An 8,584-nucleotide genomic window follows, 5' to 3' on the forward strand; every position below is an offset into this window, starting at 1 on the left:
GGCATACCATCCTCAGTAATATCATTGCAACCCAGATTGAACTCCATAAACCCTATGAGGGCGTTGTCCCTGAACTAGCCAGCCGGCTCCACACTGAATGGATTGGCCAGGTTGTGCAATCGGCCCTTGATAAGGCCCATCTCACCATCAATGACATTGATGCAGTAGCTGTTACCAGCCGTCCTGGACTCTTGGGGTCCCTGCTTGTCGGGGTAAGCTTTGCCAAGGGCTTTGCTGCTTCCCTGAACCTTCCCTTTATCACCATTGATCATATCAGGGCGCACCTGTATGCATCCCAGATCGAACATCCCCTGGACTACCCATATCTTGGGGTACTGGTCTCAGGGGGACATACGGTGATCTGTCGCGTTGATGACTACGATACCATTGAGGTCCTGGGGACAACAATAGACGATGCAATCGGGGAAGCCTTCGACAAGGTCGCCAAGCATTACGGGTTTGGGTATCCTGGAGGGATTGCCATTGACCGTTTGGCAAAGACTGGCAATCCTGTTGCTTTTCTGTTTCCCGGCCCAAAGCTCAATGTCATGGACCATCCATATGATATCTCCTACAGTGGTCTGAAGACAGCCGTGATCAACCAACTCGACAGCTTCTGGGATGGAGAGAGCGAGAAGAGCCCTGAGAATATTGCAGCATCCTTCCAGCGAGCTGCTGTGAATATGCTTATGAAACGGGTACGTCAGGCATTGAAGGAAACAGGGCTTAGTCGATTGAGTGCCGGGGGTGGGGTTGCTGCGAACAGTTATCTGAGAAGTGAATTGCTCTCCCTGCAGGAGGGTGGCTATGAGGTCTCCTTCCCCTCTCTGAAGCTCTGCACCGACAATGGTGCCATGATAGCGGCCCTTGCCTACCGGTATCTCCAAGATGGGATAAGAAGTGATTTTTCCGAGGCACCAAGTGCCCGGGTTACAGCATTTAAGAAACAATACGCCAAGTGAGAGGTTCTATGGACACTAACTATGATCTGGACAGTGTAATCAGAAAAGTTCCCGATTTTCCGAAGCAGGGAGTTCTGTACTATGACATTACTGGGATTCTTGCAGTGCCGGAGGCTTTCCGTTACTGTATCGATCGCCTGGAGGAACTCTGTAAGGGACGGAAGATTGACTCCATTGCAGCCGTTGAAGCTCGCGGATTCGTCTTCGCAGCCCCCTTGGCCGAACGGCTCTCCCTTCCCCTGATTCTTGTCAGGAAACCCGGGAAGTTGCCGAACAAGACCATCAAGAAACGGTTTGATCTCGAATATGGTTCTGATATGGTATGTGTCCAGGAAGTGGATATCGAAAAAGGATCCCATGTACTGTTCGTTGATGACCTTATTGCAACCGGGGGTACCCTGCAGGCTGCTGCTACCATATTCAAGGAACATGGGGCTCATGTCGAAGGGTTCCTGGGAGTGATTGGGTTGCCGTTCCTGAACTATGAAAAAGTCCTGGAAGGGCATCCTGTGGACGTTTTGCAGGAGTATCACGGAGAGTAGGAAGAAATTCCTGCATGTACTTGACAAAGTATACACATTTCCGTATCCTACGACAGGATTTTGACATTGGGATGTAGTGTAATGGTAACACTGCAGATTCTGGTTCTGCCTTTGGGGGTTCGAATCCCTCCATCCCAGGCACCGGTTCCTTCGTCTAATGGTTAGGACAGGAGATTCTCAGTCTCTAAATAGGGGTTCGATTCCCCTAGGAACTATAGTTTATATGGAAGGGGCAGCCTTGCAGGTTGCTCTTTTTTTTCGGATACTATTCAAGAGGAACCACAATCATGATTACAGCTGCAAACATCGGTCTCGCCTACGGGACTCAAGTACTCTTCAAGGAAGTCAATATAAAGTTCACCCCAGGAAACTGTTATGGGGTAATCGGAGCAAATGGGGCAGGCAAGTCCACGTTCCTGAAAATTCTCAGTGGTGAGATCGAGGCTGATAGCGGGGAGGTCATCATCTCCTCCGGCCAGCGTATGGCCGTTCTCAGGCAGGACCACTTTGCCTTCAATGAGTATTCTGTGCTTGAAACCGTCATCATGGGGTATGAGCAGTTGTACTCGATCATGAAAGAACGCGATGCCATCTACTCGAAGGAAGATTTCACCGAGGAAGATGGACTGAGGGCTGCTGAGCTCGAAGGTGACTTTGCTGACCTTGGTGGATGGGAAGCCGAAGCCCAGGCAGCACAGATGCTTGACGGGCTTGGCATCAACACAGAGATGCAGCAGAAGATGATGAATGAGGTTGAGGACAACATCAAGGTTCGTGTCCTGCTTGCACAGGCACTGTTCGGCAACCCGGACATTCTCTTGCTTGACGAGCCCACCAACCACCTTGACCTTGAATCCATCCACTGGCTTGAAGAGTTTCTCTCCAACTTTGACAACACCGTCATTGTCGTAAGCCACGACCGTCACTTCCTGAACACTGTATGTACCCATATTGCAGACATTGACTTCGGCAAGATCCAGCTGTATGTCGGTAACTACGATTTCTGGTATCTCTCAAGCCAGCTTGCTGCCAAGCAGATGAAGGACCAGAAAAAGCGCAGGGAAGAGAAGATTTCAGAGTTGAAGGAGTTCATCCAACGGTTCAGCAGCAACGTGGCAAAGGCAAAACAGGCAACGAGCCGTAAGAAACTGATCGATAAGCTCACCATTGACGATATCAAGCCGTCCAGCAGAAGATTTCCCTATGTGGCATTCAAGCCAGAACGAGAGGTGGGTAAGAAGATCCTCGAGGTCAAGGGCCTGAGCAAGACCATTGAAGGCGAGAAGATTCTGGACAACTTCTCCATGGTGCTCAACGCAGAGGACAAGGTAGCCTTCGTTGGACCGAACCACTATGCAAAGACGATCCTCTTCGAGATTCTCAGTGGAAACATGGAACCGGATGAAGGGAGTTTTGAGTGGGGGGTGACCACCAGCCTCTCATACTTCCCCAAGAACAACGCACACCTCTTCAATGAGCACGTCTCCATTACCGATTGGCTCAGGACCTACAGCAGTGATAAGGATGATACCTACATTCGCTCCTTCCTTGGCAGGATGCTCTTCAGCGGGGATGAGGCACTGAAGGACTGTACGGTTCTCAGTGGAGGGGAGAAGGTCAGAGTCGTTCTTGCACGCATGATGCTGGAGCAGGCCAATTGCATGATCCTGGACGAACCGACGAGCCATCTTGACCTGGAAGCCATTACTGCCCTCAATGATGGATTGATTGAATTCAGTGGTGTCCTGCTCTTCAACAGCCATGACCACCAGTTTGTTGAATCGATTGCAAACCGCATCGTGGAATTCACCCCGTCCGGTGTCATTGACAGGCTGATCGGATTCGAGGACTATTTCAATGACGAATCCATCAAAGCCTTGCGTGATGAGATGTACAGTGGCTCCCATCATGCCATGGCCCTATAAGGAGGTCTCATGCTGCTTGCTGTAGATATTGGAAATACGAATATCGTGATCGCTGTCCATGATGGACAGAAATGGATACACTCCTACAGGATTTACAGCGACCAACGAAAGACCAGCGATGAGTATTTTGTTGTCTTGGAGAGCCTGCTGAGTCATTCCCAGCTCTTCAAGCATGATATCAACCGGGCTGTGATCAGCTCGGTTGTACCCAACCTGACCCGGTCAATGCAGAAAAACATCATCAGATTGTTCGATGTGCAACCCCTGATGGTAGACCATAGGGTGAATAGTGGTCTGAGAAAAGAGACCATCCCGGCTGAATTGGGAAGTGACTTGTTGGCAAACCTTGCCCAGGCACATTTTGCATGCCCTGATCATGCGGTGGTTGTGGTGGACTTTGGTACCGCACTCACCCTTGCTACGGTTGACTGCGATGGTTCCGTCCTTGGCGTCTCCATCGCCCCCGGTCTGGTTACTTCGGTGAACGCCCTCTTCGGGAATACCGCACAACTTCCCCAGGTAGAACTGAAGATACCTCCCTCTGTCTTGGGCCAGAACAGCCAGGACTCGATCAGGAGCGGTATCATGTATGGCTACGCGGGAATGGTGACAACCATGATCGAGCGAGTGGAGCAGGAGATAGGCAAGGAGGTCTATGTCATAGCAACAGGTGGCCTGAGCAGGACCATCGCCCCGCTCATTGACCGGATCAACCAGATTGCCTCCATGCATACCCTCGATGGTCTGAAACTCATCCAGGAACTCAACTAGAAGGTAAACATCCCGTTTTCCATGATCACCACTTGCCGTCCATCACGAGTATGGGCGGTTATTTTCATGTCCGGGGAACCGACCATGAAGTCTATGTGCATCAGGCTGGTATTGCAATGTGCTTGTTGCAGTTGTTCCTTGGTATCCAGGGATGCCCCATCCTTGAGCGCAGAGGGATAACCTTCTCCGAGAGCAAGGTGGCAGGAAGCATTCTCATCAAGCAGGATTGAGTTGAAGACAAGATTGCTTTTTGCGATCGGGCTTGTCTCATCCACCAAGGCAACCTCCCCGAGTCTACGGGTGCCCTCATCTATGGCAAAGAACCTGTCCAATGCATCCTGGCCTTTCTTGGCCTGGTACTCAACCACCTCTCCACCCTTGAATACAAAACGGACTTCCTCGGTGGTGGTGTTCAGCACCTCGACAGGTTTGGTCGTGGTGATGTATCCCTCAGCCCTGAGGTTGTCAGGAGTGGTGAATATTTCCTCAGTGGGGAGGTTGGCAAAGAACTCCCTTCCATCGGGGAGTGTCTCACTTCCTCCGGTGAAACGTGCTCTTTCTGTGAAGCCGATCCTCAGGTCACTCTTGCTGCTCTGGTAGTGCAGTGTGTCGATCCCAAGCCCGTTTAGATATTCCTGGCGTTTTCTCAGCAGGGAGGCTTTCTCATTCCAGGCCTTGATAGGGTCATCTGCGTCAAGGAGCAGGATAGGGGTCAGGACCTTCATGAGGTCATCAGTGGTTGCCTCCTCTCCCAGTACCTGCTTTGCCCAGAGGGGTCCGGGGGCTACACAGACACACCAAGGGAGCTGGTGACGCATCAGCTTCTTGGTTTTCGCTTCACTGAATTGACGTTTTGCCTTTCCCAGTATCTGGTTCTTCGCTCCATCAATTGGAGCATGGTCGAGCCTCTCCTCGGTGCTGTCGATCCTGATATGGGACCAGCCCTCACTGACAAACTCGTAGTCGAATGCCTTGAGGAAATGTGGGTTGAATTTCAATGCATCTTCATCCTGGTGCTTCAATCTCTCTGAGAGGACATCCAGGTCATCAAGCAGGACCTGCACATAGCTTGCCCCATGGCGATAAGCTGACTTGCTCAGTTCCCGGGCAAAATAATAGGTACCCGGTCCTGTGGTGATGACAACCCCTTTCCCGCTCTGTAGGTTGATCCCCCCTTTGATGATCAGATCCGCATATCTCTCAATTTCCTGTTTGTTCATACCAGTCCCTCCTCTGTGAATATTCCCTCTTCCATTACAGATGACTCGCTCCCATCCTCGCTGTGCAGCGTTACCGAAAGATGGCTGTCCCCAATAGGTACCACCACTCTCACCAGGGAGCTGCAAAGGGCACTCTCTTCTATATCACCTTCATACTGTTGAGTGGTCAGATTGTCCAGGGAGAATCCTCCCAGCACAATCGTGCTGGTCATTTCCCGTGCAAAGTGTGGATGGATCGATTTCCCCAGATAGTGGCTTTCAACGGTGTCGTGGTCGGCAAGTGAGATTTCACTTACTCTTTTGGCATTCTCATCAACAGAGAAGAGTGCAGTGAGTGCTTCTTCGCCACTCTGTGCGGAATACTCGGTGACCAATCCATCTTCCACGGTGAACCGTGCTCCCTTTACTTCCTGTCCAAGGACATAAAAGGGTCTTGATGAGGTGAAGGTTCCATTGGCACTTTTTCCATCCAGGGCAGCATGAATTGCCTGCACAGGGAGGGAAGAGAAAAACGAGCGCTGGCTGGGCAGGGTTTGTCTGCCTCCTGCCCAGAGCGTGTCCTTGGCCATGGTAGCCCCAATCTCCCAAAGGTCCCCGACCAAACGGATTCTACACCGTCCGCGTTCATTCAGTTTTTGTTTCCTGTATGCCAGGAGGTTTCCCTGTTCTTCCCAGAAGCGGAAGCCGTGCTCATCTTCGATACGATAGAGTGTGGTGAAAAGTCTCCATATATCCTCCTCACTTGCTTGGGTCCCAAGCAACTGCAACGCCCATCGGGGGCCTGGATAGGGGATATTGGCCCAGGGCACGGCAATCCTCCGGTCAAGGAAGACAGGATCGGCGAGCAATCCGTATTTCCCCAGGGTGGTTACTTCCTCCGCTGCTGTGTTGAGGTCGGTTGGCGTAAGGTATGGGTGCTCGTCCAGGTCGACAATATGGCACATGACGGCTCCCTGTACTGGGGGACGGAAGATTTCCTTCTCTATTGGTTCTATGGGTATGGCATCCACCACCTTCCCATGGTTGGTATGTACGATGGTGACCGTCTGCCTGGTTGCAAGTGCGGCCTTCTGGGCAAGCAGTCTGGCAAAAGTCAGCGTACTTGCCTCGCTGTTGATGGAGAGGCTGTCACCCTCACGTAGTTTCAATTGCACCTCGATGACAAGACGTGCATATTGTGTAAGCAAATTTTCCATGAATCCTCCGTTCACGCTCTCAATATACCAAAAAATTGAAGGGGAACATACCCTCGGGGATCAGAAGGTTCTTAAACTACCAAAACCGTAAAAGATGGAACAAAATTGACATAAATGCAGTATATTTAACACAATTCTCATAATTCGACGTGGACAGGAATTCATGGAGGCCCGTATACTTGTTTTGTAGGGAAGTGAAACTACATGGAGCAAAGCGATGGGTTCAAAAAAAGAATATGTGAATCGCGAACTGAGATGGCTGAGTTTCAATGAACGGGTGTTGATGAGTGCCGAGAATCCGAATATTCCCTTGATGGAACGCATGAAGTTCATTGGAATATTCTCATCGAACCTGGATGAGTTCTATGCAGTGAGGGTTGGCTCAATTCACCGTGCTCTCCTCGACCCAGAGCACTACAAGCTCAAGGAGAGCGGGAATCCCAAGACCTTGATCAAACAGATTCTCAAGGAAGTGAAGCGACTCAATGACCGGATGGATAGGGTGGTTGAGCAACTCTTCAGGACTCTGAGGACTCATCATATATCCATCGTGGATGAATCATCACTAACCGATGAACAGAAACGCTACCTGCAGGACTTTTTCCGCCAGACACTCCGCAACCGCTTATTCCCGATTCTCCTGGATCCAAAACTGCCATTTCCCTATCTCAAGCATGTAACCCTCTACCTTGCGGTCCATATGTACCACAAGAGTGACCCGAAGGATTTTCGCTACGCACTGATCGAGGTTCCCAGTGATCTGATACAACGGTATGTGAAGCTTCCTTCCCGGGGCGGTTGGCATCACTTCATTGCCCTCGAGGATGTAATCAGATTCAAGTTGGCAGACATCTTCAAGGCATTCAGTTATGACTGCTATGATGCCTATACCATCAAGATAACCCGGGACGGTGAGTATGACCTGACTGATGAGATCACGAGAAGTCTCTATGAGAAACTCTCATCCTCCATCAAGCAACGTAGCCAGGGGGACCCGGTCAGGTTTGTCTATGACCGTGAGTTGCCCAAGCCGATGCTTGACTACATCATGGAACATGCACAGCTGAAACAGTGCAGGATCATCATACCGGGTGGCCGATATCACAATGCAAGGGACCTGTTGCATTTTCCCAAGGTAGGCAATGAACAGTTGTATTTCGAGGAACAGCCTCCCTTGCCTCACCATACATTGAGGGAGGAGAGGAGCCTGCTTGACCAGATTGATGAGCGTGATCACCTGGTGACACTTCCGTACCACAGCTATGACTGCATCATTGATCTGCTTCGTGAAGCTGCTTTGGATAGGACGGTCCAGGGGATCAAGATGACCCTCTACCGCGTACCGGAAAACTCCAATGTGATCAACGCGCTGAGAAATGCTGCACGGAACGGAAAGGAGATTGTGTTGTACCTGGAGCTCCAGGCTCGTTTTGACGAGGAAATCAACATGCAGTGGACCGAGACCCTCACCCGTGAACGCCACATCACCCTGATCAGTGGGGTTGAGGGGATGAAGGTGCACAGCAAGCTTGGGCTCATCACCCGTTACAGTGGCAAGAAACAAAAGAAGATTGCCATCATCGGTACAGGGAATTTCAACGAGGTGACGGCAAGTCAGTACAGTGACCATCTCCTGCTTACCTCAAATCCCAATCTTACCCAGGAGATAGACCTGCTTTTTACGCTCCTGGACCGAGGGTTTGCAGATATCAAGTTCAAGCACCTGATAGTCTCCCCCTTCCATACCCGTAAGCGTTTCATCTCACTGATCAAGAAGGAGATGGAGGAAGCGAAGGAGGGCAGGCCTGCAGAGATCACCCTCAAGTTGAACAACCTGGTTGATGAGGGAATGATCAAGCATTTGATCAAGGCAGAGAGAAGTGGTGTCTCCATTACCTTGATGATCAGGGGAATCTGTTCCATGGCCCTCTTCCCGGAGCAAACCAATGTGCGGGGGAAGGCCCTGAT

7 protein-coding genes and 2 tRNA genes are annotated in these 8,584 nt (G+C 50.8%); 7 read left to right on the forward strand and 2 right to left on the reverse strand.

The window, feature by feature from the left end; all coding sequences use genetic code 11:
* The 6 genes from tsaD to JF818_RS02790 all read left to right on the forward strand — a co-directional run.
* Positions 1 to 962: tRNA (adenosine(37)-N6)-threonylcarbamoyltransferase complex transferase subunit TsaD (tsaD, locus tag JF818_RS02765; protein WP_198890464.1), on the forward strand; the 962-nt coding region annotated here is incomplete at its 5' end.
* A gap of 8 nt (positions 963 to 970) precedes the next feature.
* Complete coding sequence (locus JF818_RS02770) at positions 971 to 1,504, forward strand: adenine phosphoribosyltransferase (protein WP_198890465.1); 534 nt, start codon at positions 971 to 973, stop codon at positions 1,502 to 1,504.
* Between the two features lie 67 nt (positions 1,505 to 1,571).
* Positions 1,572 to 1,642: transfer RNA gene (locus JF818_RS02775), tRNA-Gln, on the forward strand.
* Positions 1,643 to 1,647: 5 nt separating this feature from the next.
* Positions 1,648 to 1,719: transfer RNA gene (locus JF818_RS02780), tRNA-Glu, on the forward strand.
* A gap of 72 nt (positions 1,720 to 1,791) precedes the next feature.
* The gene (locus tag JF818_RS02785) at positions 1,792 to 3,429 is read left to right on the forward strand and encodes an ABC-F family ATP-binding cassette domain-containing protein (protein ID WP_198890466.1); all 1,638 of its coding nucleotides are present in this window, start codon (positions 1,792 to 1,794) and stop codon (positions 3,427 to 3,429) included.
* Between the two features lie 9 nt (positions 3,430 to 3,438).
* A complete protein-coding gene (locus JF818_RS02790; protein WP_198890467.1) occupies positions 3,439 to 4,200 on the forward strand; it encodes a type III pantothenate kinase in 762 nt (253 codons plus the stop codon).
* On the opposite strand, the gene JF818_RS02795 is transcribed toward JF818_RS02790, so the two are convergent.
* Entirely contained in the window at positions 4,197 to 5,420 is a 1,224-nt protein-coding gene (locus JF818_RS02795) for an aminopeptidase (RefSeq protein WP_198890468.1), read from the reverse strand. The two genes, JF818_RS02790 and JF818_RS02795, sit on opposite strands and share 4 nt — an antisense overlap.
* On the reverse strand, positions 5,417 to 6,616 hold the full coding sequence (locus JF818_RS02800) for an aminopeptidase (RefSeq protein WP_198890469.1): 1,200 nt from the start codon (positions 6,614 to 6,616) through the stop codon (positions 5,417 to 5,419). Before JF818_RS02800 ends, JF818_RS02795 begins: the two co-directional genes overlap by 4 nt.
* A 217-nt stretch (positions 6,617 to 6,833) precedes the next feature.
* Between JF818_RS02800 and ppk1 the strand changes: the two genes are divergently transcribed.
* Positions 6,834 to 8,584, forward strand: a 1,751-nt coding sequence (gene ppk1, locus JF818_RS02805) for a polyphosphate kinase 1 (RefSeq protein ID WP_198890470.1), incomplete at its 3' end; no start/stop codon positions are given.

This window comes from Sphaerochaeta sp. S2 (genome assembly GCF_016406725.1).
In the GTDB taxonomy this organism is placed as follows: domain Bacteria; phylum Spirochaetota; class Spirochaetia; order Sphaerochaetales; family Sphaerochaetaceae; genus Sphaerochaeta.